Origin of the sequence: Rhodoblastus sp., from assembly GCF_019449565.1 — a bacterium.
Lineage (GTDB): Bacteria > Pseudomonadota > Alphaproteobacteria > Rhizobiales > Beijerinckiaceae > Rhodoblastus.
The window spans coordinates 61,133-87,948 of the sequence record NZ_JAGRPM010000083.1 but is presented as its reverse complement, the minus strand read 5'-3'; the positions used below and the strand labels follow the sequence as shown (position 1 = coordinate 87,948).

Annotated in this window: 23 protein-coding genes and 1 tRNA gene; 15 read left to right on the top strand and 9 right to left on the bottom strand. The window is 64.5% G+C overall.

Annotation, left to right across the window (positions count from 1 at the left end):
- Positions 1–51 precede the first annotated feature (51 nt).
- The gene (purN, locus tag QZ409_RS18970; protein ID WP_296714434.1) at positions 52–708 is read right to left on the bottom strand and encodes a phosphoribosylglycinamide formyltransferase; all 657 of its coding nucleotides are present in this window, start codon (positions 706–708) and stop codon (positions 52–54) included.
- Positions 705–1,778 (bottom strand): phosphoribosylformylglycinamidine cyclo-ligase, encoded by a 1,074-nt coding sequence (purM, locus tag QZ409_RS18965; RefSeq protein WP_296714433.1) that lies wholly within the window; start codon positions 1,776–1,778, stop codon positions 705–707. Before purM ends, purN begins: the two co-directional genes overlap by 4 nt.
- Positions 1,779–1,923: 145 nt before the next feature.
- Here purM and QZ409_RS18960 point away from each other — a divergent pair, with 145 nt between their 5' ends.
- The 6 genes from QZ409_RS18960 to QZ409_RS18935 all read left to right on the top strand — a co-directional run bounded on the left by QZ409_RS18960 (position 1,924) and on the right by QZ409_RS18935 (position 8,999).
- Complete coding sequence (locus QZ409_RS18960) at positions 1,924–2,472, top strand: CDP-alcohol phosphatidyltransferase family protein (RefSeq protein WP_296714431.1); 549 nt, start codon at positions 1,924–1,926, stop codon at positions 2,470–2,472.
- 18 nt (positions 2,473–2,490) lie between these two features.
- Complete coding sequence (locus QZ409_RS18955) at positions 2,491–3,597, top strand: AI-2E family transporter (protein WP_296714427.1); 1,107 nt, start codon at positions 2,491–2,493, stop codon at positions 3,595–3,597.
- A complete protein-coding gene (locus QZ409_RS18950) occupies positions 3,594–4,319 on the top strand; it encodes a DnaA/Hda family protein (RefSeq protein ID WP_296714425.1) in 726 nt (241 codons plus the stop codon). Before QZ409_RS18955 ends, QZ409_RS18950 begins: the two co-directional genes overlap by 4 nt.
- Before the next feature lie 75 nt (positions 4,320–4,394).
- Positions 4,395–6,602, top strand: coding sequence for an RNA degradosome polyphosphate kinase (locus QZ409_RS18945; RefSeq protein WP_296714422.1), 2,208 nt, complete (start codon positions 4,395–4,397; stop codon positions 6,600–6,602).
- A 1-nt stretch (position 6,603) separates the two neighbouring features.
- On the top strand, positions 6,604–8,106 hold the full coding sequence (ppx, locus tag QZ409_RS18940) for an exopolyphosphatase (protein WP_296714421.1): 1,503 nt from the start codon (positions 6,604–6,606) through the stop codon (positions 8,104–8,106).
- Positions 8,103–8,999, top strand: coding sequence for an EamA family transporter (locus QZ409_RS18935; protein WP_296714419.1), 897 nt, complete (start codon positions 8,103–8,105; stop codon positions 8,997–8,999). The genes ppx and QZ409_RS18935 overlap by 4 nt, the downstream gene beginning before the upstream one ends.
- A 7-nt stretch (positions 9,000–9,006) precedes the next feature.
- Here QZ409_RS18935 and rnd read toward each other — a convergent pair whose 3' ends face one another.
- A complete protein-coding gene (gene rnd / locus QZ409_RS18930; RefSeq protein ID WP_296714418.1) occupies positions 9,007–10,197 on the bottom strand; it encodes a ribonuclease D in 1,191 nt (396 codons plus the stop codon).
- A 184-nt stretch (positions 10,198–10,381) separates the two neighbouring features.
- Here rnd and aspS point away from each other — a divergent pair, with 184 nt between their 5' ends.
- Positions 10,382–12,202: an aspartate--tRNA ligase gene (gene aspS / locus QZ409_RS18925; protein ID WP_296714415.1), complete on the top strand. Its 1,821-nt coding sequence runs from the start codon at positions 10,382–10,384 to the stop codon at positions 12,200–12,202.
- A gap of 59 nt (positions 12,203–12,261) precedes the next feature.
- On the opposite strand, the gene QZ409_RS18920 is transcribed toward aspS, so the two are convergent.
- The gene (locus tag QZ409_RS18920) at positions 12,262–12,735 is read right to left on the bottom strand and encodes a phasin family protein (RefSeq protein WP_296714413.1); all 474 of its coding nucleotides are present in this window, start codon (positions 12,733–12,735) and stop codon (positions 12,262–12,264) included.
- A gap of 215 nt (positions 12,736–12,950) precedes the next feature.
- Between QZ409_RS18920 and QZ409_RS18915 the strand changes: the two genes are divergently transcribed.
- The gene (locus tag QZ409_RS18915) at positions 12,951–13,925 is read left to right on the top strand and encodes a quinone oxidoreductase (RefSeq protein WP_296714411.1); all 975 of its coding nucleotides are present in this window, start codon (positions 12,951–12,953) and stop codon (positions 13,923–13,925) included.
- 203 nt (positions 13,926–14,128) lie between these two features.
- On the opposite strand, the gene rimO is transcribed toward QZ409_RS18915, so the two are convergent.
- On the bottom strand, positions 14,129–15,457 hold the full coding sequence (rimO, locus tag QZ409_RS18910) for a 30S ribosomal protein S12 methylthiotransferase RimO (protein ID WP_296714467.1): 1,329 nt from the start codon (positions 15,455–15,457) through the stop codon (positions 14,129–14,131).
- 177 nt (positions 15,458–15,634) lie between these two features.
- Between rimO and QZ409_RS18905 the strand changes: the two genes are divergently transcribed.
- From QZ409_RS18905 to QZ409_RS18890, 4 genes are all read left to right on the top strand, one after another.
- Positions 15,635–15,724 (top strand) — tRNA-Ser (locus QZ409_RS18905).
- A 31-nt stretch (positions 15,725–15,755) separates the two neighbouring features.
- Positions 15,756–16,070, top strand: coding sequence for a hypothetical protein (locus tag QZ409_RS18900; RefSeq protein WP_296714409.1), 315 nt, complete (start codon positions 15,756–15,758; stop codon positions 16,068–16,070).
- A gap of 198 nt (positions 16,071–16,268) precedes the next feature.
- The gene (locus QZ409_RS18895; protein WP_296714408.1) at positions 16,269–18,185 is read left to right on the top strand and encodes a Hint domain-containing protein; all 1,917 of its coding nucleotides are present in this window, start codon (positions 16,269–16,271) and stop codon (positions 18,183–18,185) included.
- A 197-nt stretch (positions 18,186–18,382) separates the two neighbouring features.
- Entirely contained in the window at positions 18,383–19,774 is a 1,392-nt protein-coding gene (locus QZ409_RS18890; protein ID WP_296714407.1) for a GntP family permease, read from the top strand.
- A gap of 57 nt (positions 19,775–19,831) precedes the next feature.
- Here QZ409_RS18890 and QZ409_RS18885 read toward each other — a convergent pair whose 3' ends face one another.
- The 4 genes from QZ409_RS18885 to pxpB form a co-directional block, all read right to left on the bottom strand.
- On the bottom strand, positions 19,832–21,178 hold the full coding sequence (locus tag QZ409_RS18885; protein ID WP_296714406.1) for a DUF2252 domain-containing protein: 1,347 nt from the start codon (positions 21,176–21,178) through the stop codon (positions 19,832–19,834).
- Positions 21,179–21,258: 80 nt separating this feature from the next.
- Entirely contained in the window at positions 21,259–22,035 is a 777-nt protein-coding gene (locus tag QZ409_RS18880) for a 5-oxoprolinase subunit PxpA (RefSeq protein ID WP_296714405.1), read from the bottom strand.
- A gap of 19 nt (positions 22,036–22,054) precedes the next feature.
- The gene (locus QZ409_RS18875) at positions 22,055–23,062 is read right to left on the bottom strand and encodes a hypothetical protein (RefSeq protein ID WP_296714404.1); all 1,008 of its coding nucleotides are present in this window, start codon (positions 23,060–23,062) and stop codon (positions 22,055–22,057) included.
- The gene (gene pxpB, locus QZ409_RS18870; RefSeq protein WP_296714403.1) at positions 23,059–23,862 is read right to left on the bottom strand and encodes a 5-oxoprolinase subunit PxpB; all 804 of its coding nucleotides are present in this window, start codon (positions 23,860–23,862) and stop codon (positions 23,059–23,061) included. The genes QZ409_RS18875 and pxpB overlap by 4 nt, the downstream gene beginning before the upstream one ends.
- A 149-nt stretch (positions 23,863–24,011) precedes the next feature.
- Here pxpB and QZ409_RS18865 point away from each other — a divergent pair, with 149 nt between their 5' ends.
- From QZ409_RS18865 to QZ409_RS18855, 3 genes are read left to right on the top strand one after another with little or no spacing between them, the layout of a single operon-like run.
- Positions 24,012–24,506, top strand: coding sequence for an SRPBCC family protein (locus QZ409_RS18865; protein WP_296714402.1), 495 nt, complete (start codon positions 24,012–24,014; stop codon positions 24,504–24,506).
- Complete coding sequence (locus tag QZ409_RS18860) at positions 24,503–25,987, top strand: HAMP domain-containing sensor histidine kinase (protein WP_296714400.1); 1,485 nt, start codon at positions 24,503–24,505, stop codon at positions 25,985–25,987. The genes QZ409_RS18865 and QZ409_RS18860 overlap by 4 nt, the downstream gene beginning before the upstream one ends.
- Positions 25,984–26,688 carry a response regulator transcription factor gene (locus QZ409_RS18855; RefSeq protein ID WP_296714398.1) on the top strand — a complete coding sequence of 235 codons (705 nt, stop codon included), beginning with the start codon at positions 25,984–25,986 and terminating at the stop codon, positions 26,686–26,688. The genes QZ409_RS18860 and QZ409_RS18855 overlap by 4 nt, the downstream gene beginning before the upstream one ends.
- Positions 26,689–26,816 lie beyond the last annotated feature (128 nt).

Here is a 26,816-nt window from a genome sequence, read left to right as displayed (position 1 = left end):
GTCAGGGTCGCCCGGACGAGACGCGACGTCAAATCGCCGATCGCGCTTCGGTCAGACCGCCGGCCAGAGCAAGGCTTCGGGCGCGGGCGCGGCGCCATCGACCAGAACGCGCACGCCTTCGACCCGCGCGGCGCCGCACGCGACGAGCTTCAACGCCAGCGGATAGATGCGATGCTCCTGCGCCAGAACGCGGGCGGCCAGGGCTTCGGGCGTATCGTCCTGCAGCACCGGCACGGCGGCCTGGACGACGATGGGGCCGGCGTCCATTTCCGGCGCGACGAAATGAACCGTGGCGCCGTGGATCTTCACGCCATCGGCCAGAGCGCGCTCATGGGTATGGAGGCCGCGATAGGAAGGCAGCAGCGCCGGGTGGATATTGAGCATCCGGTTGCGCCATTGCCCGACGAACCAAGGCGTCAGCAGGCGCATGAAGCCCGCAAGGCAGATCAGGTCGATCTCTTGCGCGAGCAGGGTCTCCTGCATCGCGCGTTCGAAGATCTCGCGGTCCGAGAAGATCTTGTGGTCGACGACGGCCGTGGCGATACCCTGGGTGCGGGCGAAGTCGAGCCCGGCCGCGTCGGCGATATTGGAGACGACCAGGGCGATCTCCGCCGGGAAATCCCGCGCACGGGCGGCATCGACCAGCGATCGCATGTTGGAGCCGCGCCCGGAAATGAGAATGGCGACGCGCTTGCGTTTTGCCGTCACAGGGCCAGCTTTCCGTCAAAGGTCACGCGTTCGCCGGATTGCGTGACCACCTGACCCAGCCGTACCGGGTCTTCGCCGGACTCGCGCAGGGCTTCCTCGGCCTCGGCCGCGCGCGAAAAATCGGCGACCACGACCATGCCGATCCCGCAATTGAACGCGCGTAGCATTTCGCGCTCGGCGACGCCGCCAGCGGACGCAAGCCATTTGAACACCGGCAGCACGGGAATCGCGTCAAGATGGACATGCGCGCCGAGGCCCTTGGGCAGCACGCGCGGAATATTTTCCGGATAGCCGCCGCCAGTGATATGCGCGAAAGCCTTGATCGCCTCGGTCTTGCGCAGCGCGGAGAGCAGCGGTTTCACATAGATGCGGGTTGGCTCCAGCAGGGCCTCGGCAAGGCTCTTGCCGGGCGCGAAAGGAGCGGAATCCGTCCATTTGAGGCCAGCGCGCGCCACGATCTTGCGCACCAGCGAAAAACCGTTGGAATGGACGCCCGAGGAGCGCAGTCCGAACAGCACGTCGCCAGCGGCGATATTGTTGCGAGGCAGGAGATCGCCGCGCTCGGCGGCGCCGACGGCGAAGCCGGCGAGATCATAATCGGATTCGGCATAGACGCCGGGCATTTCGGCGGTCTCGCCGCCAATCAGCGCCGCGCCCGCTTCGAGGCAGCCGGCCGCGATGCCGCCGACGATCTCGGCCCCGATCTCGGGGTCCAGCTTGCCGGTGGCGAAATAATCGAGGAAGAACAAAGGCTCCGCGCCCTGCACGACGAGATCGTTGACGCACATGGCGACGAGATCGATGCCGACCGTGCCGTGAATGCCGCTCTCCACGGCGATTTTCACCTTGGTGCCGACGCCGTCATTGGCCGCTACGAGGATCGGATCGGAAAAGCCGGCCGCCTTGAGATCGAACAAGCCGCCGAAACCGCCGATTTCAGCGTCGGCGCCCCGGCGCCGGGTTGCGCGCACCAGCGGCTTGATGAGATCGACCATGCGGGCGCCCGCGTCGATGTCCACGCCGGCTTGCGCATAGGTCAGTCCCGCAGTCTTTTCATCTGGCTGCGCCATGCAAGATCCTTCCGTTCCGCAGGTTGCTCTAGCCGCTCGCGCTGGCGCTGGCAAGACGCGCGGCCTTGGACGGAGGGCGGTCTTGCGGCCTTTCCGGCCCGAGCCCTATAATCCTCGCCCGGCCGCGCTCCAGCGAATCTCCCTCATGCATAGAAAATGGTTCGCCTTCCTGCCCAATATGATCAGTCTCGGGCGACTGATTCTGGTTCCTGTCAGCGTGGACATGATTGCGTCGCGGCGTTGGCCCGAGGCTCTGGCCATTTTCCTGATCGCCGGCATTTCCGACGGCTTGGACGGCTGGATCGCGCGGCGCTTTGACCTGCGCTCGGAACTCGGCGCCTATCTCGACGCCATCGCCGACAAGGCGCTGTTGGTCTGCGATTACGTCACGCTGGCGATCGTGGGCGTCCTGCCGCTGTGGCTCGCCTTGCTGGTGGTGTCGCGCGACCTGATGATCGTTGGCGCGGTCATCCTGTGCTGGGTGCTCGAACGCCCGATGGAAATCAAGCCGCACTGGCTTTCCAAGGCCAATACATTCGGCCAGCTCGGCTTTGTCGCCGCTGTGCTCGCGGCTCTGGCCTTCTCTGTGCCGCTGGGAGGCTGGGCGGTGGCTGGGCAATGGCTCGTCGCGGCATTGACCTTGGCCTCGCTCGCGGCCTATTTCAGACGCTGGGTGACGCATATGAGCGTCTGAACCCGGGGAATGCCGCCGATGCGCATGGAATTGCAGATCGCTTTCTGGCTCCTGATGCTGATTCTGTTCGGCTTCGCCTGCTTTCTCTTCTCCGGCGTCCTCGCGCCCTTCGTCGCCTCCCTCGCTCTGGGCTATGTGCTCGACCCCGTGGTGACGCGGATGCAGCGGATGGGCCTGAGCCGCCTTTCGGCGACGCTGGTCATCCTGTTCGTCTTTCTGGTCCTGCTCGTGTTCCTGTTTTTCGGGCTCGGCCCGATCCTGGGCCGGCAATTGGTCGGTTTCGTCGAATCCTTGCCGGATTACGTCAACAAGCTGCAGACCCTGATCTCCGACGAACTGGCTGGCCTGTTGCAGACCTATGGTGGCGACTGGCTCAAGAAGCTCGGGTTCGACGCGCCTTCGACCGCCGACAGCCTGCAGAAATCGCTCGGCAATTTCATCGGGCAGGGCGCGCAATATATCGGGAATTTCCTGAAGTCGATCTGGTCCGGCGGCACGGCTCTGGTTGGAATCATCGCGCTGGCGGTGGTCACGCCGGTGGTGACCTTCTACCTGCTGATCTCCTGGCCGGAGATGGTCGCGACCATCCGCAGCCTGATTCCGCCGCGCTACCGGGCGACTGTTTTTGAGATTTCCGGCGAAATCGATCGCGCTTTGGCGGGTTTTCTGCGCGGGCAGTCGATCGTCTGCCTGTTCCTCGGCGTCTGGTATGGCGTCGGGCTGACGCTGATCGGCCTGAACTTCGGCTTCTTCATCGGCCTGTCGGCCGGCTTTCTCAGCTTCATCCCCTATGTCGGCTCGACCACGGCGCTGGTCTTTTCGGTGATCGTGGCGCTGGTGCAGGGCTGGCCGAATCTCGGCCTGCTCGGCCTCGCCATTCTGGTGGTGGAGAGCGGCCAGTTTCTCGAAGGCAATGTGCTATCGCCCAAACTGGTCGGCGGCTCCGTCGGCCTGCATCCGGTCTGGCTCATCTTCGCCTTGTTCGCCTTCGGCAGCCTGATGGGCTTTACCGGCATGATCCTGGCGGTGCCGCTGGCCGCGGCGATTGGCGTGCTGATCCGTTTCGCAATCAAGCGCTACAAGCAGAGCGCCCTGTTCCACGACCTGGGCCCAGACGTCGCATGATCGGGCAATTGCCGCTCGATCTTCCGCATTGGCCGAGCGACGCGGAGGAGGATTTTCTCGCGGCGCCCTCGAACGAACAGGCGCTGGCGCTGCTGCGGCTCTGGCCCGATTGGCCGCACAAGCTGCTGCTTCTGACCGGCCCGGAGGGCGCGGGCAAGAGCCATCTCGGCGCGATCTGGGTGCGGCGGGCCGGCGCGCGCGTCATCGCGGCCTCCGATCTTGCGATCGAGGCCCTGCCCGAACTGACGTCTGCGCCCGCCCTGCTGATCGAGGACGCCGACCGCGCGCCGCTGCGCGAGAAGGAGCTGTTCCATCTGATCAACCTGGCGATGGAGCGCGGCGTTTTCCTGCTGGTCACCGCGCGAAAAAACCCGGACAGCTGGGGGCTGGCGACGAAAGACCTGCTGTCGCGCCTGCGCCGGGCCCCCGCCGTGGCGATCGAACAGCCCGACGAGCCGTTCCTGCGCGTCATTCTGGGCAAATTATTCCATGATCGGCAGATCAAGGTCGAGGCGAGCCTGATAGATTATCTGGCCTTGCGGCTGGAGCGCTCCTTCGAAGCGGCGCAGCAGATCGTCGCGGCGCTCGACCGCGAGGGGCTGGCGCGGGGGCGGGCGGTCACGCGGGCGCTGGCCGCCGAATTGCTCGCCGCTTCGCCCGGTCTGGCGGCGTCGGACGACGAGGAAGCGGTTGAAGCGAAAGAGAATGACGAGGATCATTGACGGTCGGTGCTGGCCCCGCTGGGATATGTCACATAAGTTTCATACGAACTGGCCGAAATAGGCGGGCGAAGAAACATGACCGAGGCGAGGGAAGCGATGGTTGAGGTTCAGGAATTGCGGCCGGGGAGCGAGACGCCCCTGAACGGAGAAGCTTTGCGCCATTCGCCGAAGCGCTTCATCAATCGCGAATTGTCGTGGCTGGAGTTCAACCGCCGCGTCTTGCTTGAAGCCGCCAATCCCGCTCATCCGCTGCTGGAGCGCGTCCGCTTCGTCTCGATCTCGGCCAATAATCTCGATGAATTCTTCATGGTTCGCGTAGCGGGCATTCGCGGGCAGCTACGCAGCGGCGTCGAAGCGCTTTCCGAGGACGGCCTGACGCCGGCCGAGCAATTGCCGCTCATCAACGCGCGCGTCTCGGAACTCGCCGAGGAGCAGGTAAGGCTGTGGCGGCAATTGCAGGATGAGTTGAAGTCCGAGCAAATCGTCTTTGTCGACCACGCCGACTTGAGCAAATCGGAAAAGCTCTGGCTGGACGACCATTTCTTCCTGCACATCTTCCCGGTCCTGACGCCGCTTGCCGTCGACCCGGCCCATCCATTCCCCTTCATTCCCAATCTCGGCCTGACGCTCGGGCTGGACCTCCTTCACACGGTCACCGGCGCCCGCATGAAGGCGCTGGTGCGCATGCCGAGCAAGATCGACCGTTTCATCCGCCTGCCGGAAGCCCCCGCTGGCGGCGCGCGGCTGGTGCTGCTCGATTCCGTCATTTTCACCCATATCCAGAAATTATTCCCCGGCTACAGCGTCAAGGCGCAGGGCTCGTTCCGGGTGATCCGCGACAGCGATCTCGAAGTCGAGGAGGAGGCGGAAGACCTCGTGCGCCTGTTCGAGACGGCGCTGAAACGCCGCCGTCGCGGCTCGGTGATCCGGCTTGAGACCGATACCCACATGCCGGCGGATCTGCGCGCCTTCGTCGCCGAGGAGCTGGACGTTCAGTCGGAAGAGGAGATCATCGCGCTGGATGGCATGCTGGCCATGAAGGACCTGTCCGAAGTCGTCGGCCTGCCGCGCGCCGATCTCAAGTTCACGTCCTACACCGCCCGTTTCCCCGAGCGCGTGCGCGATAATGGCGGCGATTGCTTCCTCGCCATCAAGCAGAAGGACCTCGTCGTCCAGCATCCCTATGAAAGTTTCGACGTGGTCGTGCAGTTCCTGATGCAGGCGGCACGCGATCCCAATGTGCTGGCGATCAAGCAGACGCTCTATCGCACCTCGTCGGACAGCCCGATCGTCCGCGCCCTGATCGAGGCCGCCGAGGCGGGCAAGTCGGTCACGGCGCTGGTCGAGCTGAAGGCGCGTTTCGACGAAGAGGCCAATATCCGCTGGGCGCGCGATCTGGAGCGGGCTGGCGCGCAGGTGGTGTTCGGCTTCATCGAGCTGAAGACGCACGCCAAATTGTCGATGGTCGTGCGCCGCGAAGGCGGCTCGCTGGTGACCTATTGCCATGTCGGCACCGGCAATTACCACCCGATCACGGCCAAGGTTTACACCGATATCTCGCTATTCACCGCCGATCCGGCTGTCGGGCGCGACGTATCGCGCATCTTCAATTTCATTACCGGCTATGCCGAGCCGGCGGGGCTGGAGCGCATGGCGGTTTCGCCGATCTCGCTCAAGCAGAAGCTGCTCGACCATGTCGCGCAGGAGATCGCCCACGCCAAGGCAGGGCGGCCCGCGGCGATCTGGGGCAAGTGCAACGCTCTGGTCGATCCGGAAATCATCGACGCCTTCTACGAGGCGAGCCAGGCCGGGGTGTCGATCGACCTCGTCATTCGCGGAATTTGCTGCCTTCGCCCTGGCGTCCCGGGCCTGTCCGACAATATCCGCGTAAAATCGGTGATCGGGCGCTTTCTGGAACATGCGCGCATCTATGCCTTCGGCAATGGCCACGGCCTGCCGCATCCCAAGGCGGTGGTCTATATTTCTTCGGCCGATCTCATGCAGCGCAATCTCGACCGCCGGGTCGAATCGCTGTTGCCGGTGACCAATCCGACAACTCATGAACAGGTGCTGGAGCAGATTTTCGTCGCCAATCTGATCGACAACCAGCAATCCTATCGTTTCCTGCCCGATGGTTCGAGCGTGCGCATCGAATGCGGCCCGAACGAGGAGCCCTTCAACGTGCATAAATATTTCATGACCAATCCCTCGCTGTCGGGACGCGGCAAGTCGTTGAATGAATCCAGTCCGAAGAGCCTTCTCAAGCGGTCGGGCCGGAGCTGACATGAACAAGGCGCAAGGCAGGCTGCGGGGCGCGCGTCCCACGGCCATCGTGGACATCGGCTCCAATTCCGTCCGCCTCGTCGCCTATGAAGGCCTGACGCGCGCGCCGACTTCGCTGTTCAATGAAAAGGCCATGTGCGCGCTCGGCAAGGGCGTCGCCACCACCGGCGAGCTGGCGGAAGAGGGGATGAACAAGGCGCTCGAAGCCTTGCGCCGCTTCCGCAAGCTGTGCGAATTCATGCAGATCGAGGATATTCGACCGGTCGCCACGGCGGCGGCGCGCGACGCCCGCAATGGCCTGCAATTTCTCGCCGCGGCGCGCGAGGCGATCGGACGGCCGATCGAGCTGATCTCCGGCAAGCGCGAGGCGGAGCTGTCTGGCCTTGGCGTGATCTCGACCTTCCACCAGCCCGACGGCGTGGTGGGCGATCTCGGCGGCGGGTCGCTGGAGCTGATCGATGTCAAGAATGGCGCGGTTGGCGCGGGCGTGTCGCTCAAGCTCGGTTCGCTGGCGCTGATGGACGCGTCGGGCCGCTCGCCCAAGAACGCCATGCGCATCGCCAAGGAGCAATTGGCGCAGGCGGGGCCGCTGGATCATTTGCGCGGGCGCACCTTTTACGCCGTCGGAGGCACCTGGCGTTCGCTGGGCAAGCTGCATATGGCGCAGCGCAATTACCCGCTCGACGTGATGCACGGCTATGTCATTCCGGCGCGCGACGCCGCCGATTTCGCCTCGCTGGTGGAGCGTGTCGATACGGAGTCGCTCGTCGCGGTCGGCGCCATTTCCGAACAACGCCGGCCGGCGCTGGCCTATGGCGCGGTGGTGCTGGAGGAGATCATCCGGCGCGGCAGGCCGGGCAAGGTGGTAATCTCGAACGGCGGCCTGCGCGAGGGCCTGCTCTACGAAAAGCTCAGCGACGACCTGCGGGCGCGCGATCCGCTGCTCGAAGGCGCGCACGAATATAACATCCTGCGGTCGCGCGCGCCGGGCCATGGCGAAGACCTGATCCAATGGAGCGACGTCTTCATGGCGTCCAGCCATATCGACGAGACGGCTGAGGAAAAACGCCTGCGCCACGCCGCCTGCCTTTATGGCGACATCGGCTGGCGCACCTCGCCGGATTATCGCTCCGACCTCGCGCTGAATCTGCTCGCAAATTCGCCCATCGTCGGCGTCGATCACCCCGGCCGCGCCTATCTCGGCATGGCCGTGGCCTATCGCCATCTCAGCACGGGCGAGGACATCGATCCCCAGATCCGAAGCCTCGCCACGCCGCGCCTGATGGACCGCGCACGCATCCTCGGCGCCGTACAGCGCGTCGGCTATATCATATCGGCCTCGGTGCCCGGCATTCTGCCGCGAACGAAACTGCGCTGCGTGAAGGGCAAGGTCGTGCTGACGCTGCCGCGCGATCTGGCCGATCTTGCCAATGACCGCCTGAACGCAAGGCTGAAGCAATTGGGCAAGCTGATCGGCCGCGCGCACTCCATCGTGTTCGAATGAGCGCGCGGGCGCCCCGCGCCGGGGGCGGCGCCCTGCCGCCGCGCGAAATCGCCCTCGCCGTACTGATCGCCGCGCTATGGGGCACGAGCTTCGTCGCCATCAAGGCAGGAGTGGCGGAGGCGCCGCCGCTGTTTCTCACCGCCTTGCGCTTTTTCCTCGCGGCCTTTCCGGCCATCCTCTTCATCCCCCGGCCCAAGGTGAAGCTGGGTGATCTCGCCGGCTATGGGTTGTGCATCGGGGTCGGGCAGTTCGGCCTGCTTTTTCTCGCCATCCGCAATGGCATGCCAGCCGGGCTGGCGTCTCTGGTGATCCAGACCCAGGCCATCTTCACCATGGCGCTCGTCCATGTCCTGCTCGGCCAGAAGACCCGCCCGCGTCAGGTTCTGGGCGCGCTCGTCGCTTTGTCCGGCGTCGCGATCATCGGCTTTGCGCGCGGCGGCTCGACGCCGCTGACGCCCTTTCTTGCGGTCCTGGCGGCGGCGATCTTCTGGAGCGCGGGCAATCTGTTCTCGATCCGCGCCGGGCGGACGAACATGCTCGCCTTCATCGTCTGGTCCAGCGCCTTTGCTCCGCTGCCGCTGCTGGCGCTGTCCTTCCTGCTGGAGGATCGCGCGGCGATCTGGGCCGCGCTGGCGCGTCCGACTTTGGCGGTCTGGGGCGGCGCGGCCTTCCTTGCCTATGGCGCGACCATGGTCGGCTTCGGGCTGTGGAGCCATTTATTGAGCCGCTATCCGGCGGCGCAGGTCGCGCCTTTTTCGCTGCTGGTGCCGGTGTTTGGCATGGCCTTGACCGCTCTGATCTTTGGCGAAACGCTCGGCGCCGGCGTGCTCGCAGGGGCGGCGGTTGTCCTGATCGGACTGGCCCTTGCGGTCACGCAGGGGCGGCGTTCATAGCGCCCGCTCAGGCGCTGGCTTCCGCCTCGTCCTCGGCCCCATCCTGCGCGTCGTGCCATTCCAGCGTGACGACGCGGTTGTTTTCCACGGTCAGGGCGAGACGGCCATGCTTGAGCTGGACCGCCTTGGCCCCGAACAGTTCGCGCCGCCAGCCCTTCAGCGCCGGAATATCGGCCTTGTCATCGGCGGCGAGGGCTTCGAGCTCATCGGTGGTGGCGATCATTTTCGCCGCCACGCCCTGCTTTTCCGCCACCTGCCGCAGCAGAACCTTCAGCAGCTCGACGGTGGCGCCGCCATTGCCGCCGCGCCGCTCGCGCTCAAATTTGGGCAGGGTCTTGGGGTCGCGTTCGAGGCCGCGCTCGATCGCGGCGAGGATTTCCGCGCCGGCGCGCGAACGCTCCATGCCCCGGGGAAAGGCGCGCAGATCGCCAAGAGCCTCGGCGGTGCGCGGGGCGGCGAGGGCGACCTCGGTGAGAATATCGTCCTTGAGGACGCGCGAGCGCGGCACGTCGCGGCTCTGCGCCTCATGCTCGCGCCAGGCCGCCAGCTCCATCAAGACGGCGAGGTCGCGCGGCTTGCGCGCGCGGTGCGCGTAGCGCTCCCAGGCGCGGTCCGGACGCTGCTCATAGGTCTCGAAATTGCACAAAGTGCCCATCTCGTCGGCCAGCCAGCTGAGGCGGCCGGTCTTTTCGAGCTTCTGCCGCAGGGCCTTGTAGATATCGCGCAGATGGGTGACGTCGGCGATGGCGTAATCGATCTGGGCGTCGCTGAGCGGGCGGCGCGACCAGTCGGTAAAGCGCGAGCTTTTATCGAGCGTGACCTTGCAGATGCTCTGCGCCAGCTCGCCATAGGCGATCTGGTCGCCATAGCCGCAGACCATGGCCGCGACCTGGGTGTCGAACAAAGGCGCGGGGATCATCTTGGCCAGATGCCAGACGATTTCGACATCCTGCCGCGCGGCGTGGAACACCTTGACCACGTCCGGATTGGCCATCAGCTCGAAAAAGGGCGTCAGATCAAGGCCATCGGCGATGGCGTCGATGGCGACGGCCTGATCCTCGCTCGCGAGCTGGATCACGCAGACTTTTGGCCAGAAGGTCGTCTCGCGCAAAAATTCGGTGTCGACCGTGACATAGGGATATTTTGCGAAGGTCTGGCAGATGGCGGCCAGATCGCTGGAATCTGTGACAAGGCTCATGAAATCTACATAATCCAAGGCTTTCGCGGCGGCTAGAGCAGCGCGCGAAAAAGTGGACGCCGGTTTTTCGCGAGGACGCTGCGAAAACGCAATCGAATCTGGCCTTCCGTCAAAAACCCGCCCCCTTCACGCGAGGGCAAAATTCCGCTAGGCAGCGCGCAACGCTTTTTCCGTCTGGATTCCCATGCACGCCTATCGCACCCACACCTGCGGCCAGCTCCGCGAAGAAAACATCGGCCAGACCGTCCGCATTTCCGGCTGGTGCCACCGCATCCGCGACCATGGCGGCGTGCTGTTCATCGACCTGCGCGACCATTATGGCCTGACGCAATGCGTGGTCGATCCCGATTCCGCCGCGTTCAAGCTGGCCGAGACTTTCCGCTCGGAATGGGTGGTGCGGCTCGATGGCGAAGTGCGCCGCCGCCCCGAGGGCACGGGCAATGACGACATGGCCACCGGCCAGATCGAGGTCTATGTCCGCGACGCCCAGGTGCTTGGCCAGGCCGCCGAACTGCCACTCCCCGTTTTCGGCGAGCAGGATTATCCCGAGGAAACCCGCCTCAAATACCGCTTCCTGGACCTGCGCCGCGAGCGCATCCACAACAATATCATGCTGCGCGGGCAGGTGGTCGATTCGATGCGCTCGCGCATGAAAGCGGCGGGCTTCAACGAATTCCAGACGCCGATCCTGACCGCCTCGTCGCCGGAAGGCGCGCGCGACTTTCTGGTGCCGTCGCGCATCCATGCCGGCAAGTTCTACGCGCTGCCGCAGGCGCCGCAGCAATATAAGCAGCTGCTGATGATGGCCGGCTTCGACCGCTATTTCCAGATCGCGCCCTGTTTCCGCGACGAAGACCCGCGCGCCGACCGCCTGCCGGGCGAGTTCTACCAGCTCGATCTCGAAATGAGCTTCATTACGCAGGAAGACGTTTTTCAGGCGATCGAGCCGATCATCACCGGCATTTTCGAGCAATTTGGCGGCGGCAAGCCGGTTACGAAGAACTGGCCGCGCATCCCCTATGCCGAGGCCATGCGCAAATATGGTTCCGACAAGCCGGACCTGCGCAACCCGATCGTCATGCAGGAGGTGTCCGAGCATTTCCGCGGTTCTGGCTTCAAGATTTTCGCGCGTCTGCTGGAAGCGCCCAAGAACGAAGTCTGGGCGATTCCCGCGCCGGGCGGCGGCCAGCGCACCTTTGCCGACCGCATGAACAGCTGGGCGCAGAGCGAAGGTCAGCCGGGTCTCGGCTATATTCTGTTCTTCGACCGCTCCAAGGACGAAACCAGCCTGAAAGCCGATGCAAACGCGACCGGCGTCGGCGGGCGCGGGCCGCTCGCCAATAATATCGGGCCGGAGCGGGTCGAGGCGATCCGGGTCCAATTGGGCCTGAACGCCGGTGACGCCGCATTCTTCGTGGCTGGCGACCCCGACAAATTCGCCAAATTCGCAGGCACCGCGCGCATAAAGGTCGGCGAGGATCTGAACCTCGCCGATACCGAGCGGTTCGAGCTGGCCTGGGTCGTCGATTTCCCGATGTATGAATATAACGAGGACGAGAAGAAGATCGACTTCGGCCACAACCCCTTCTCCATGCCGCAGGGCGGGCTGGAGGCCTTGCAGACGCAGGATCCGCTGACGATCAAGGCCTTCCAGTACGACATCGCCTGCAATGGCTTCGAGATCGCCTCGGGCGGCATCCGCAACCATCGTCCCGAAAGCATGGTCAAGGCCTTCGAGATCGCCGGCTATGGCGAGGAGACCGTGATCGAGCGCTTCGGCGGCATGTATCGCGCCTTCCAATATGGCGCGCCGCCCCATGGCGGCATGGCGGCGGGCGTGGATCGCATCATCATGCTGCTCGCCGGCGAGCAGAACCTGCGCGAAGTTTCGCTATTCCCCATGAATCAGCGCGCGGAAGACATATTGATGGGCGCGCCGTCGTCCGCCACGCCGAAGCAGCTCCGCGAACTGCATTTGCGCGTGAACCTGCCGTCAAATTCCTGAGACGAAACCGAGGGCCGCCGGAGCAAAATCCGGCGGCCCTCGTTGCTTCATTGGCGATGTCATGAGTGGCGGGCGGGCTCGGCGCCGCGACGCATCTCTTCCGCGCCGCGGCGACCCGCTTCGGCGGTCCGGTGCGCGGCGTCGGCGACCTGATCGCTCACCTGACGGGTCGCGTCGCTGGCGCGATTCACGATCTCGCCGCCTGCATGCGTGACGGCCGAGAACATTTCGGCGCAGCTCCTGGCGACTTCCTGCGGCGTCGAGGCGGCGATTTCCGCGATTTTCCGGTAATGCTCATTCAGGGTCGCGATGGATTCCTTGATCAGATCCGTCTGAAGGGCCGTGATGTCCTGCATCGATTTCGCGTTGCGGAACCGCTCGGCCGCCTTGGCGCCGGCTCCGAAGTTTTCTTCCGAAATTTTGGCAAGTTCTACGGCAATGGCCTGAGCCTTGAGGCTCAGGGCCGAAAATCCGCCGAAGACGCTGGTCAAGTCATCGGCCCTGGCTTGCTCCATGGGTTGCGCTGACGCCATGACGTTCCCTTTCCGTTGGATTCCGTTCTGAGGCCCCCGCGCTCATGGAACGTCCGGGCGGCGCGATTGTTTCGCTAAATTGTTCCGGGCGGCGTCTCTCGCCGGAAATGGAAAGAGGCAATTGCGTCGGCGCAGATTGCCGCTCCGCTTGGCCGGCTCTACATTCGCCGGGACAACGGTCGCGTATTTCGCGCCCATCAGATTGAGGTTCCGAAATGGTCAAGGCGATCCGCGTGCATGAAACCGGCGGCCCCGAGGCGCTGCTTTATGAGGATTACGATCTTCCCGCGCCCGGCCCGGGCGAGGTGCAGATCAAACAGCATGCCGTTGGCGTGAATTTCATCGACGTCTATTTCCGCACCGGCGCCTATCCGGCGCCAACCAAGCCCTTCATTCCGGGCAATGAGGGTGCGGGCGAAATCGTCGCGCTCGGCGAGGGCGTCACCAAGTTCAAGCTTGGCGATCGCGTCGCCTATGCCGGAACGCTGGGCGCCTATGCCGCCGCGCGCAATATCGAAGCGAAATTCGTCGTGCCGCTGCCCCAAAACGTCTCCTACGAGACGGCGGCGGCGATGATGCTCAAGGGCCTCACCGCCGAATATCTACTGTTCCGCTCCTATCCGGTGAAGCCGGGCGACACCATCCTCATCCATGCGGCGGCGGGCGGCGTCGGCCTGATCATGTGCCAATGGGCGCGTCTGCTCGGTGCGACCGTGATCGGCACCGTGGGCAGCGAGGAAAAGGCCAAGCTGGCGCGCGAAGCCGGCGCGCATGAGACGATCCTCTATCGCAGCGAGGATTTCGTCGCCCGCGTCAAGGAGATCACCGGCGGCAAACTATGCGCCGCGGTCTATGACGGCGTCGGCAAGACCACTTTCCCTGGTTCGCTGGATTGCCTCAGGCCTTTCGGCTCATTCATCAGCTTCGGCGCGTCTTCCGGCCCGATCGAACCCTTCAATATCGGGCTATTGGCTCAAAAAGGCTCGCTCTATATGCAGCGGCCGAGCCTGTTCGCTTATATCGTGGACGAGGCGCGGCTGGGCGAAATGGCCGGACGGCTGATGGAGGCCGTCGGCTCCGGCAAGGTCAAGATCGCGATCAACGCCCGTTACAAGCTGGCGGAAGCTGGGGCGGCGCATATCGCGCTGGAAGGCCGCGAGACCACCGGCGCGACGGTGCTGCTGCCATAAGCGAATCCCTTCTCCCCATAGGGCGTTCGAAAGAACGCCCGTCTTTCGACGGGCTATGGCGGGAGAAGGTGGCGGCAAAAAGGGCGTCGACAGACGCCCGTCCAATTGGACGGGCTACGGCGCCGGATGAGGGGGGGGTGCGACCCCTCATCCGTCTCGCCGCTGTTGCGGCGATCCACCTTCTCCCGCAAGGGGAGAAGGAGTCAGACAACGCTGCCGTATAGATCATAAGCCTCGGCGCGGTCGATCTTCACGGTGACGATATCGCCGACGCGCAAGGGACGCCGCGAGGTCACAAAGACCTTGCCGTCGATCTCCGGCGCGTCAGCCTTGCTGCGACCTTCGCCGCCGCCCGGGAAGACCTTGTCCAGAATCACGGCCACACGCTTGCCGACTTTGGCCTTCTGGCGCGCGGAGGAAATCTTCTGCTGCTTTTCCATGAAGCGGCGCCAGCGGTTCTGCTGGACCTCGGGCGGGACCGGCTCAAGGCCGAGATCATTGGCGACGGCGCCGGCGACCGGCTCATATTTGAAGGCGCCGACGCGATCGAGCTTCGCCTCGTCGAGCCAGTCGAGCAGAATCTGGAAATCCTCTTCAGTCTCGCCGGGGAAGCCGACGATGAAGGTCGAGCGCAATGTGAGATCGGGGCAGATGGCGCGCCAGGCGTGGATGCGGTCGAGCGTCTTTTCGACATTGCCGGGGCGCTTCATCGCGCGCAGCACATTGGGCGCGGCGTGCTGGAAGGGAATGTCGAGATAGGGCAGGATCTTGCCCTCGGCCATCAAGGGCAGCACGTCATCCACATGCGGATAGGGATAGACATAGTGCAGGCGGGTCCAGACGCCGAACCGGCCCAGCTCCTCGGCCAGGTCATAGAAACGCGCGCGCACCTCGCGGCCGTCAAATTCGCTTGAGGCGTAGCGCAGATCCTGTCCATAGGCGGAAGTGTCCTGCGAGACGACAAGTAGCTCCTTGACCCCGGCCTTGACCAGTTTCTCCGCCTCGCGCAGCACGTCCGCCGCCGGGCGCGAGACGAGATCGCCGCGCAATTTGGGGATAATGCAGAAGGTGCAGTGGTTGTGGCAGCCTTCGGAAATCTTGAGATAGGCATAGTGGCGCGGGGTGAGCTTCACGCCCTGTGGCGGCAGGAGGTCCACGAAAGGATGCGGCGCGGGCGGGGCGGCGCGATGCACGGCCTGCATCACGCTTTCATAATCCTGCGGGCCGGTGATGGCGGCGATATTGGGATAAGCGTCGAGGATCGGGCCGGGCTCGGCGCCCATGCAGCCGGTGACGATGACCTTGCCGTTTTCCTTGAGCGCCTCGCCGATGGCGGCGAGCGATTCAGCCTTGGCGCTGTCGAGAAACCCGCAGGTATTGACGATGACCGCATCCGCGCCGTGATGGTTGCGGCTGATGGAATAGCCCTCGGCGCGCAGGCGGGTCAGAATGCGCTCGGAATCGACCAGCGCTTTGGGGCAGCCGAGCGAAACGAAGGAAATCGTACGGCTTTCGCCCGCGTTCGGGTCCATGGTCGTGTCGGCGCTGTCGTTCATCGTTGGGGCAATGGTCCTGGCTGGAGGCGGCATGGGGCTTTTGTTAAGCGGTTCGCGCGGAAATAGAAAGGCGATGCGGCTTTAATGAGACCGCGCGGGGCGACTTAGATCTTGCCTTTCGCGCGCGAAGAGGCCAGAAGGCGGGTCGCTGAAGGAAGGGTGGCCGAGTGGTTTAAGGCAGCGGTCTTGAAAACCGCCGTGGGTGAGAGCCCACCGTGGGTTCGAATCCCACCCCTTCCGCCAAATCCCCTTGAAAATCAGGGGCAATAGCAGATTGATCGTCGCGAAAATAGGCCGTTCCAGGGCCGGCGTGACGTTGATGCTGATCTGGCTCTCTTCATCGTCTCAGATAATTCTGCACGGCTTCAACATGTGCCGGTGGCGCGTCGGTCGCTTTATGACCCAACTTGCTGGCGATCCGGAGGCGCTCACCGGTTTTGTCGCCGGCAAAGCACACAAGATAGGGATCTACTGCGGTGTCGACGTGGCGGCTCAGGTTGTGAGGCAGCAAGGGACGCTCGACCAGCGCAACCAAGGATGCAATGCAGAGTTCGAATTTCATCTCGATATAATTCCGGAACAGAAATAGCTCCATTTAGCGAGCTTGGCCTGAACCAGCAATGAACGGGAGCATCGCTTTCACCTCGGCCCTCATCATGGCCTGGAGATCATTGCGGCGTTTCGAGGCGTAGTAACCAGACTTGGACGCCGCCAGAGAATATTCGGGAGTTTTCGTTTAAGCTCGACACTTATCGAGGCTTCAACTTTGAATTTAGGGGGTCTCCCATTGGCGACTTCGGCTGTCATTACAACCTTGTGGGGCATCTCCGACCCGCATAACTGGCCTCCGCAAAATGCGCTTGCGGTCGGGCCGTATTATGCGATCACCGCCGAAAGCTCGCAGATAGAGTGGACCAATCTGTCCACGGGAATCACCTCAAGTCCGGAAAGTTTCTATTCCCTGTTTCCTTCGGCAGGCGTCTCGTCGATTTATGACGCGCGCCTCGCCTATGACGCCTCCAACGGCAATTATGTGCTGAGCGCTATCCAGCTGAATGACGATGGCTCTTACAGCCTGGATTTCGCCATCACGCAGGATCCGAGCGCTGGTTGGTCGGTCGCCTATCTGAATATAGGGCAGCCCATATCCGGAACCACGACCGAACCGGATGTGCCCGTCATTTCGGTGGGCGGCGGCGAAATCTATGTGACGACCGCGCAGGACGCCGAGGATTTCGCAGGCACGGCTCAGTGGATCGTGCCCGAGGCCGCGGTCTCGGCCGGAGGCTCGATCGCCGGCGTCACGCCTGCGGTCGCGCCGAGCAGCGACGGAATCATGCGCCCAGTCACGGGTTTTTCCGGATCGACCTACACGACTTATTTTTTTGGCGCGACATCCGACGGCTCGGAAGTCAAGCTTTCCTATCAGACTTACGATGCCACGAATGGTTACAGCGCGATTCAGTCGCTTTCGCCCGGCAACGCCAATGTCGGTTCCGGCAGCGGCGATTTCCTGGCTTCCCAGCCCGGTGGCGCGCCGCAGCTCGACGCGCTCGACTCGCGTATCCAAGGCCTCGCTTACGAGACGCTCAATGGCAGGAATTACGTTTTCGGCGTCAGCGAAGCACAGGCTTCGCCCAGTTCGCAGCCCGTCGTGGCGTGGTTTCAATATGACGTCACGACACCCAGCTCGCCACAATTTGTTGCTGGCGGCGAAATCACTGGCGTCTCGACTGGCCTGGGCGCGAATGTGGCGATCTTCAATCCCTCGATCGCCGTCAACGCCGCCGGCGATGTGCTGATTAATTTCACCGCTTCCGGAACAACGCAGCTTCCGTCCGACTATTACGTCGTGGCCGGGCCGAACCAAAGCTTCAGCGCGCCGACGCTTTACCAATCGAGCGACTCGGCCTTGATCAATAATCCACTGCCTGGCGGCGATCCGGCAACGAGCGTGCAACGGTGGGGGCTCAATTCGACAGCGGTCGCCGATCCGAACGATCCAAACGGATTCTGGATTTCCAATGAATTTATCAGTACGGATCGTGACGTCGTCAATATTCCGAGGGGGGCGGACGCCTGGTGGGGCACAGTCACTGCGCAAGTCGAGGTAACCTGCTTCATGCCCGGCACGCAGATCCTCACACCCGACGGTGAAGCCGTTGTCGAATCCCTGAAGGCCGGCGACCTCGTGCTGACCGCCGATGGGCGCGCACGGCCTGTCCGCTGGCTCGGGCGCCAAACGGTCTCGACGGTTTTTGGCGACAAACTGCGCGTGCTGCCGATTCGCATCAAGGCCGGCGCGCTGGATGAAAACGTCCCGGCCCGCGACCTCCGGGTCTCACCCGATCATGCCATCCTGATCGATGGCGTCCTGGCGCAGGCGGCCACGCTCGTTAATGAAATCTCGATCGTGCGTGAAGTTAACGCGCCGCCGATCCTGACCTATTTTCATATTGAGCTGGACGACCATTCAGTGATTTTCGCAGAAAACACGCCTGTCGAAACATTCGTCGATAATGTTGACAGGCTCCGGTTCGACAATTGGACGGAGCATGTGGCGCTATATCCTGATGGAAAGACCATAGCCGAACTGCCCTATCCGCGCGCCAAGGGGCGACGACAGGTTCCAGTTCGCATCCGCGACAGGCTCGCCGAACGCGCCCGAAACATCGCCGTCGCGGCTGTCGCGTCGGTCGCCTGATCAATTCATGCCCGAAGGGTCGGGTCATCTTGATCGCCGTCCACTTCGTCGCGGCGTCGCGCCAAACCTGCGCGAAAAAAACTGTTCAGCTTGGCCTCGGACGCATCGCTAAAGCCAAAAAATCGTTTACAAATAAAGCGGCAAGGATGTCGGGGGGAACCGGCGCCTGCGTGAATTCCAGCGGGTAGGAAACAGCCATGGATTTTCTGATCGCCCTTGGCGCTTTATGCTTCTTGATGTTCGTCGCCTATCGCGGGTTTTCCGTGATTCTCTTCGCGCCCATCGCTGCTTTGGGCGCGGTTCTCCTTACTGATCCCGCCGCCGTTCCAGCCGCTTTCAGCGGCGTTTTCATGGAACGCATGGTCGGGTTCATCAAGGACTATTTCCCGGTCTTCCTGCTCGGCGCGGTGTTCGGCAAGATGATCGAGATTTCCGGCTTCTCGAAATCCATCGTTTCGGCGGTGATCGGCATGCTCGGCGAAAGCCGGGCGATGCTGTCGATCGTCCTCGTCGGCGCGCTCCTGACCTATGGCGGCGTGTCGCTCTTCGTCGTCGTCTTCGCGGTCTATCCTTTCGCCGCGGAAATGTTCCGCCAGAGCCACATCCCGAAGCGGCTCATTCCCGGCACCATCGCGCTGGGCGCCTTCTCTTTCACCATGGATTCGCTTCCCGGCACGCCGCAGATCCAGAACATCATCCCGACCACCTATTTCAAGACGACCGCCTTCGCCGCTCCCGCGCTGGGCATTATCGGGGCGATTTTCATCCTGATCGTCGGCATGACCTATCTCGAATGGCAGCGCCGGCGCGCGGCGGCCGCCGGCGAGGGATATGGCGAGGGCCATACCAACGAACCGCCGCCCATGGAGCATGAACAGCTCGCGCCCGCCTGGCTGGCGATGCTGCCGCTGTTCATGGTGTTCGGCCTGAACAAGCTCTTCACGGTGCTGATCAAGGACGGCTATGGCGCGGCCTATGACCTGAAGCTGCCGGCCATGGCGGCGCCGGTCCATATTTCGGTCGACAAGTTGCAGGCGGTCTGGGCGGTCGAAGGCGCTCTGCTGGCGGGCATCATCGCGGTGCTCGTTTTCGCCTGGCGACAGGTCAGCGCGCGATTCGCGGAAGGCGGCAAGGCGGCGGTCGCCGGCGCATTGCTCGCTTCGATGAACACGGCCTCCGAATATGGCTTCGGCGCCGTTATCGCGACCTTGCCGGGCTTTATCGTCATTCGCGATGCGCTTGGGGCGATTCCCAATCCGCTGGTGCGCGAGGCGGTCACGGTGACCTCGCTCGCCGGCATCACCGGCTCGGCCTCGGGCGGCATGTCGATCGCGCTCGCCGCCATGTCGAAGGACTTCATCGAAGCCGCCAACGCAAACGGCATTCCGATGGAAGTGCTGCACCGCGTCGCGTCGATGGCGTCGGGCGGCATGGACACCTTGCCGCACAACGGCGCGGTGATCACGCTGCTCATGGTCTGCGGACTGACGCACAAGCAGTCCTATAAGGACATCTTCGCCGTCACCTGCATCAAGACCCTCGCCGTCTTCGTCGTGATCGGGGTGTATTACGCGACCGGGCTCGTGTAAGGACTTCGGCGCGGCGGCCGGCATCGGCCGCCGCGTCTTCTTCCCGCGTCGCCAGTCTCACGGCGCCGTCGGCAGGGTCGCTTTCCAGGCTTGGTGGTCGATTTCGGTTTGCTGTTCGTAAGCCAGAGCGAAATCGGCGATCGCCTCGTCGAAGGCCTCGCTGTCGCCCATATAGCCCGAGATCACTGCGGCGTCGCCCGAGCGCGCGTGGGCCCGCGCCAGGGTGCGGCCGCAGAGCCGGGCATAATCGGCCAGTCCTTCCGCCTCCGAGATTTCGCTGACGCCGCCAAGGCGGCGATTCTTGAGCATCCGCACGTAATATTGCCGGCCCGATGGGTCGTTTTCCGTCCAGCCGAGGAAGAAGTCGCTGGCGGCTTGCATCATGCGCTGGCCCTCCACCACGCGCTGGCCTTGATGGCCGCTGAAGGCCGTCCGCTCGTCCAATGCCTCCAGCACGGAATGGTTGGCCTCCTTGATCTGCAGAAACATCGGCTCGTCATCGCCGCTCATGAACAGGCCAACATAGCAATAAGTGCCGACCGAGCCGACGCCGACCGCCTTGAACACGAAATCGCGCAGGGCGTAGCGGCCGAACAGCGTGCGGGTGGCTGGTGCGAGGCGGTCGCGATAGGTCTCCACGCCGGCCTTGGCGTCGAAGCCGTTGGCTGCGTCCGATCCTGCGGCGAAATGGAAAATGCGCGGCGCCTTGTCGTGGATCACCGGCGCGCCGGATTCCGCCAGAGTGGGGAAATTGTCGTCGCGGTCGAGGCCCTCGCCGCGCGCCCGCGCAATCACGGTCGCGATCTTGCGCCGCAGCGAGGCGCTGCGGAACTTCTTCGCCTCGCGCTCGAGGTCGATCTGGTTGTGCCAGATTTCCAGCGGGCTCAGATAGGAAAGGGTTTCCATGCGCTTGCGATAGGCGCGCACGGCGGCGGCGGCCAGCTTGTGCCGCTCGGACTTGTTCAGGCCCTTGTCGGCTGCGGCGACGGCGACGCTGGCGGCGAGGCGCTTGACGTCCACGGTAAAATCGACGCCGGGAAGGGTTTCGTCGAAATCGTTGATGTCGAAAAGGATATTGTCTTCGGGCGTAGCGAAGGCGCCGAAATTCATCAGGTGGCAGTCGCCGCAGGCCTGCACCGGCGCGCCCACCATAGGCTGCGAGCGCAAGTCATTGGCCATCACCGCCGCCGCGCCGCGCAGAAAGGCGAAAGGGCTCTCCGCCATCAATTGGCGGCGCACCGGAATGAGGCCGGGCAGGCGCGTGGCGTTCTGCGCCTCCAGGATGGCGTTGGCGTCGCGTTCGATCGGACCGACCAACTTGCCATGGGCGGCGCGCGGCGTGAGCTTGCGAAGCGACTTGCCTGTGGCGAAACGTTCGGCGCGTGTGGCGAGGGCGGCGGACATGGACGCTCCTGTGCAAAAATCGCTTCTGGAGCGAAATTTGCGCGAGCATAGCTTTCATGCGCGCCGATGCAAGGCTGCGCCTAGGTAAACAAGGCCGGCAGAGGCGCCAGTCGAAAGTTTTTTTGCAAATATCGATGGAGTTCGGCGGCGATGTCGACCGCGCCGGGGCCGTCCCCATGAATGCAGACGCTGTGGATCGGCGTCGGCAGGATTTTTCCGCCGCGCGTCACCAGTCCTCCGCCGTCCAGCATGGCGGAGAGATGGGCGCGGCAGGCCTCGCGCTGATGCAATACGGCGCCCGCTTCTGCGCGCGGCGTCAGCGCGCCGTCGTCCTCATAGGTCCGGTCGGCGAAAATTTCGATGGCGACCCGCAGGCCCGCCGCGACTCCGGCTTCCGCGAGACGCGAATGCGCTGGCGCGAGCAGGATGAGGCTGGGATCATAACGCTTGACCGCGCTCGCAATCGCGGTCGCGAGCGCGGGATCGCGGCTGGAATCATTGCTCAGCGCGCCATGTGGCTTGACATGCGTGACGTGCGCTCCCTCGGCGCGGGCGAAGGCGTCGAGCGCGCCGATTTGATAAAGGACGAGAGCCTCAACCTCTTCCGCCGAACAGCGCATCGAGCGGCGGCCGAAGCCCTGAAGGTCGGGATAGGAGGGATGCGCGCCGAGGCTGACGCCGGCGGCGACGGCGGCGCGCACCGTGCGGCCCATCGTGACCGGGTCGCCGGCGTGAAAGCCGCAGGCGAGACTGGCCGATTGGACCAGCGGCAGCAGGCGCGCGTCGTCGCCCATGCGCCAGGCGCCATAGCTCTCGCCGAGGTCGGCGTTGAGGTTGATTTGTCTTTGCCGGGTCATGGAGTCGCGCCGTTGAATTTCATTGGCCGGAGATGGCGCCGCTGATGAGATTTTCGCTCCACAATTTCTCCGGGTCCCATCCGTCGAGCGGCGCGATTTCCCGCCGCCATCGCGCGAAATTTTCGCGCGTCCTGCTGCGCGCCGCCGCCGCATCGGCATGATCGACCGGCGCGAAGGTCACGATGTCGCCGGGCGCGATATGGGCCAGACGGGGCAGGTCGGCCGAGATAGCGCAGCCGATCTTGGCATAGCCCCCAGAGGTCTGGCAATCGGCGCGCAGCACGATGGGCTGGCCGTCGCCGGGGACCTGGATCGCGCCGGGCGTCGCGCCGTCCGAGACGATATTCGCGCCGCGCGCGCTGTGGGTCAGGCGCGGGCCGGAAAGCCGCAGGCCCATGCGGTCGCTGTCAGCGCCCGCGCGCCATTTGGCGGTTGCGAAAAGCGCCAGAGCTTCGGCCGTAAAATGATCGGCTTGCGGGCCGGAGATGAAGCGGATCGGGCCGGGCATATGTTGCAACGGCGGGGCCGAAAAATCGCCTGCCGCCGCCACGCCGCACGAGAGTGTATCGCCGGCTTGAAGCGCGCGGCCCTCCAGTCCGCCAAATCCGGCGCGCAAAAAGGTCGCGCGGGCGCCGAGAACCTGCGGCAGGTCGAGGCCGTCCGAGAAGCCGAGATAGGCCGGGCCGCGGCCGAGGCGCAGCGCCAGCGTGTCGCCTTCGCGCAGGATCATCCCGCGCCACGAGGGAATGTTTTCGCGCGCGCCGCTCGCTCGCGTGAGAATGCCGGACAGGTCGCCGGCGAGGCCGATACGAAGAGCCTCCTGTTCGACGCGCAATTCTGGCCCGGCGAGCAGGATCTCCAGACCCGCCGAATCGTCGGGCGCGCCGGCGAGGGCGTTGGCGGCGGCGAGCAGAAGCGGATCGAGCGCCCCGGACAGCGGGACGCCAAGCGCGCGAAAGCCGCTGCGGCCGAAATCCTGCGCCGCGACCCCGGCGCCGGGGCGGATGACGGCGAGGCGCGCGCTCATGAGGGAGCCCGCAAGCTGTCGGGGTTGAAACCCTCCGCGCGCCAGCGCCGTTCGAGCGCGTCATATTCGGCGCGGGAAATCGCGCGCCAGCGCACGCGGTCGCCCGGCGCGAGCAGGGCGGGGCGGGCCGCATTGCCGATGTCGAACAATATTGCGGGCGTGCGGCCGATGAGCCGCCAACCGCCGGGGCTGGCATAGGGATAGGCGGCGCACATGCCGTCGGCGATGGCGACTGAGCCTGCGGGAACGGATTTGCGCGGCGTCGCCAGTCGCGGCGCGGACAGCGCGTCCGGCAAGCCGCCGAGATAGGCGAAGCCGGGCTGGAAGCCGAGCATATAGGCCTCGAAATCCAGCCCGGCGAAACGCGCCAGCCAGATCTCCGGCGTCAGGCCCGCAAGCGCCGCGACCTCGTCAAGGTCCGGCGCGAAATCACCTTCCGCGCAAAAGGGAATCTCGAACAGGGCGCCCGTCTCGCCGACGCGTGCGGGCTGTTCCGCCAGATCCGCGAGGCGTTTCGCCAGATCAGCGAAGGCGATCTGGTCCGGATCATACCACAAGGTCACGGAGGCGAAGGCGGGCGCCCATTCGCCGAGTCCGGGGATCGGCGCGGCCTCCGCGAGCGCCGCACAAAAGGCCTTTACCCGCGCATGGATGTCCGGCGCGATTGTATCGCCGAAGCTGATCGTCGCCGCGCAATCGCCAAGCGCGAGCACTCGGGGAGAAAGCGCGAGCACTCGGGGAGAAACAGGCGCGAGCCCGCGCACCGTCGCGCGGGGCGAAAAAAGGTCTGGCTGCGGCATGGCGCGCTCCGGTCAGACAAAATTCTTACATTCTGCCTCTTCTTTTTTGCCGCAACTTGTGGCGCATTGGCAAATGGACGCGCTCACGTTTCAGTCAGGGGCCCAACCCTGCGGTCGACGCGCCATTACCCTCTAAGGGAGGAAGTCATATGAAGAAACTTGCAATCGCGACGGCGCTTGTGGCGCTTGGCGGACTTTCCGCTCATGCGGCGGAACGTGTGAAGGTGACGGAGACGGTGAAGCTCGCCGCGCCGCCCGCCAAAGTCTGGGAGAAGATCGGTCATTTCAGCGACATGTCCTGGCATCCGGCAGTGAAGTCGACCGAAGCATCGGACGGCGACAAGGCGGATTCGCAGCGCCGGCTCGATCTCGGCGGTCCGATCCTGTGGGAGGCGATCGTGCAGAACAAGCCGAACAGCTATTCCTACCGCATCCTCGACAATGGCGCGAACCAGAAGGTTCTGCCGGTCACGGGCTATGTCTCGACCATTACGGTCAAGCCGGACGGACAAGGCAGCGAAGTCGTGTGGTCCTCGTCGTTCAAGCCCGTGGCCGGCTCGGAAGCCGAGGCCGCCCGCAAGGCGATCGCTGGCGTCTATCGCGGCGGTCTTGACGCTCTGGCCAAGGCTTTCCCCAAAAATTGACCTCCGGCGGCGCGAAAATTCCGCCGCTCTCGCGTGAAAACTGGGCGGCGACGGCCCGGCAGGCTCTGTTTTACGCCCTGCCGCTCGCCTTCGTCGCCCTTCTCGCGGCGCAATGGCTCGACGCCGATTATCTCGCCCTGCGCGAGAGCGCGCGCCGTCAGTCGCAGCGCGCGGCCGAAGCGCTCGGCTATGCGGCGGCGAATGAAGTGACGGAACTTGCGCTTTACGCCGAGATCAATGTCGCGCGCGCCACGGCGGAAGGCCTCGACCCGCCGCAGGCGCTCTGGCGGGTCATTTCCGGCTATGACATGGAATTGCTCGTGCTGATCCGCGAAGGCGACCGCACGCTGTTCCCGCCGGAAGATCCCCTCGCCGCGCCCAAAATGTGGGAAGAAAAGCTACGCACGCTGATCGACGCGGCCAATCTTCTGCGCGATGGCGATTTCGTCAATGGCTGGTTCCCTAACGCCTCCGGCGCCTATTATTTCGAATGCCGCCGCATCGGCGAAGGCGAGGCGCGGAAGGAAACCTGCCTCGCCCTCAATGGCCGTTTCGTCTTTCCCACCATGATCGCAGCGCTGAATGCGCGCAGCAGGGCCTTTCCGGGCTGGGCTTTTCGCCTGCGCGATTCCTTCGACCGGGTCATCTGGAAAAAGGGCGAGGCGCCCGAGGGCTATGAATCCTTCCTCCAGACCGGCGCCCTGCATGGCTGGGCGATCGACGCCGGCGGAGCGCCCGCGCCGAGTCACAGCGCATTCGGCCGTCTCGCGCTCGCCGCGCCTCTTGCGCTGGTCTGGCTGTTGCTGGTCTGGCAGGCCCGCCGGGCCGACAAGGCGCGGCTGGCGGAGGACGCCGCCCGCGCCGCGCTGGCCGCGCGGCTTTCGCATGATCTGCGCACGCCGCTCGCCAATCTGAAACTCTATGCCGAACTCATCGCGCGCAAGGCCGGAGGCGCGCCCGAAGTCGATCGCTATTGCGGCGTGCTGGCGGAGGAAATCGACCGGCTCGACGCGCTCGCGGGCGAAACGATCCGCAGCGATCGCGGCGCGGCCCCGGCGCCGAGAACCTCAGTCGGCGATCCATGCGCCCTGGCGCGGCGCGTCGTCGCCCGTTACGAGAAGCTGATGGCCGCCTCGGGCTGTTATTGCGAGGTGCAATGCGACGCGCAGCCACGGTTGCGTTTCGACGCCGGAGCCTTCGAGCGCATCCTCGTCAATCTCATCGACAACGCCCGCAAATACGCCCCGGGGAGGATTGACGTCGCTATCGACTGGCGCGACGGTCTGCTGGCGCTCGCCGTGCGCGATTACGGCGCGGCCGGACCGCAGGGCGGCGAGGTCAAGCCATCGCACGGGCTCGGGCTTTCGATCGTGCAAGAGCTGGCGCGCGCCAATGGCGGCGGCTTCGCGCTGAGCGGCGCCGATCCGGGTCTTTGCGCGCGGGCCACGATCGAAGCCAAACCCGACGAGGGGAAGGGATGAAAATTCTCATCGCCGAAGACGATCCCAACTTGCGCGCCGGGCTGGTCGATCTTCTGTCGCTGGAGGGCATCGATTGCGTCGTCGCGGAGGACGGCGAGGCGGCCTGGCGCGCCTTCACCGAGGAAGCGCCGGCGCTTTGCCTGTTCGATGTGATGATGCCGCATCTCGACGGGCTCGATCTCTGCCGCCGCATCCGCGCGCGCGACGCCCAGACGCCGATCCTGCTGCTTTCCGCGCGCGGCGCCGAGATCGACCGGGTGATCGGGCTGGAGATCGGCGCCGATGATTATATCGCCAAGCCCTTTTCGGCCCGCGAACTGGTGGCGCGGATCAAGGCCGCGCTGCGCCGGACGCGCGCCGCGCCGTCACCCGAAGCCGCGCCAGCGGAGCCTGCGCCGCGTCTGCGCATGGGCGATCTGGAGATCGATCCCGAGGCTTTGCGCGCGTGGCGTGGCGGCCAGAGCATCGACCTCGCGCCGCGCGAGCTGGCGATTCTTCAGGCGCTGAGCGCCCGCAAGGGCAAGGCGGTCTCGCGCGACGAATTGTTCGACGCCGCCTGGGGCCGCGATTACATGCCGAACAGCCGCGCGCTCGACCAATATGTCTCAGGGCTGCGGCGCAAGATCGAGATCGATCCCGCGCATCCTTGCATCATCAAGACGGTTCATGGCGTCGGCTACCGCTATGACGAGGATCCCTGACAAAAATCTTACAATTTTCTCGCCGGGGTCTGACGCATCCCATGAGCGCCGCGCCTATAAAAATCCATGCGTCGAAGACGCTCGACGAAACAAGTCGTTCAACGGGAGAAAGCTATGACCTGGACTGC